Genomic DNA, 1,607 nt, shown 5'->3' with positions numbered 1-1,607 from the left:
CGGCAGCCCCGCCTGTGAAGCGGGTGCGGGGCCGAGCTGGCGGAATCGAGTGCCGCCAAGGCCGGCGACATCTCCCTCCCCGAGTACGCGCTCCCGGCTGCCCGATAGGCAGGGTTGCCGACAGTGTCGGGCGCGGCGACCTCCGTGGCGGCACTCGATTCCGCCAGCTCGGCCCCGCACCCGCTTCACAGGCGGGGCTGCCGGCCCGGCTCAGGAGTACGTACTGGCGCAGCAGCAGGCCGGTACGTTCGCCGGGAGGCCGGCGGTGACGGCGTCGAGGTCCTGGCGGAGGAAGCAGCGAACTTGGCGACCGGGCGAGGTCGTATCGTTCGGCCTTCGGATCCAGGCGGGTAGCAGGTGGCCTCGGCGGGTGCGGACGGGGTCTGCGAAGGCCCAGGTCGCCAACGGTCAGGTCCTGCCGGCCTGGTTGAAGGGGCTGGGCGTGGGCCGCCACCGCCAGCTGAAGTTTCGGCGGTCACGGGATCACCGTCAGCACGATCTTGCCTTGGAGGTGTCCCTGCGCGGCTCGCGTGTGTGCGCTGGCCGCCTCGGGCAGCGGGTAGGTGCTGTCCACCCCGACCTGCAGCTTGCCCTCGTCGAACAGGCGCCCGATCTCGGCGAGCTGGGGGCCGTTGGAACGCACCTGGATGTTCGAGACGGTGATGCCCAGACTCGCCGTTTCTTCCGGGTCGTACTCGGCGAAGAACACCGGAAGCATGGTGCCGCCGCGCTTGAGCACGGGCAGGAGGCGTGGGCTGTCCGGGCCACCGACGGTGTCGATCACCAGGTCGACCCCGCGGACCACGTCCGCGGCCCGCGTCCTGGTGTAGTCGATGAACTCATCGGCGCCGAGCTTGCGCAGGAACTGCTCGTGCCGGCCCGAGGCCACCGCGATGACGTGTGCCCCCTTCCATTTCGCCAGCTGCACCGCGAAGTGGCCCACTCCACCGGCGGCCCCGTTGACCAGTACGGTCATCCCCGGCGTGAGCGGCACCGGCTGGTGCACCTGGCCGGTGAACGGAGACGGCACGTCGTGGCCGAGGTCGACCAGGTACTGCCAGGCCGTCAGCACGGCCATCGGCGCCCCGGCCGCCTGCACGTGGTCGATACCGGCCGGCTTGTGTGCCAGGTCCGAAGCCGGTGCGGCCACGTACTCGGCGTACGTCCGGCCGTCGAATCCGGGGAAGCGCAGCATGCCGAAGACCTCGTCACCGACGGCGAACCCCTGCACGTCCGGAGCGACCGCCTGGATCACGCCCGACATGTCAGTTCCGGGGATCAGGGGGAGGTCCAGCGCCGGCCTCATCTCGGCCGGCATGACCTTCATCCCCTCACGCAGGTACCAGTCGGGCGGGTTGATGCCCGCCGCGTGCACCCGGACGAGCACCTCGCCCGGGCCGATCTCGGGAACCGGCACCTCGTCGTACTGCAGAACTTCCGGCCCGCCCGCTTCGTGGAACTGGATAGCCTTCATCGCGCCTGTCGCTTTCTCCGGGGAAACGTTGCACCTTCAGTCAAGGCCCAGGACGGCACGGCCGTCCAAGACCGGTTCGGCAACCTGATCATTCCGAAACGGCATGACGCGTACGCTGGGAGGGTGAACGATC

The 1,607-nt window shown here is 69.9% G+C and carries 1 protein-coding gene; it reads right to left on the bottom strand.

Annotation, left to right across the window (positions count from 1 at the left end; translation table 11 throughout):
• Positions 1 to 475: 475 nt before the first annotated feature.
• On the bottom strand, positions 476 to 1,474 hold the full coding sequence (locus tag ABZ885_RS40825; protein WP_360200227.1) for an NADP-dependent oxidoreductase: 999 nt from the start codon (positions 1,472 to 1,474) through the stop codon (positions 476 to 478).
• Positions 1,475 to 1,607: the final 133 nt, after the last annotated feature.

The organism is Kitasatospora sp. NPDC047058, assembly GCF_040643935.1.
Taxonomy (GTDB): domain Bacteria; phylum Actinomycetota; class Actinomycetes; order Streptomycetales; family Streptomycetaceae; genus Kitasatospora.
Note: the sequence above shows the minus strand (reverse complement) of the source record. Positions and strands in the feature narration are given on the sequence as shown.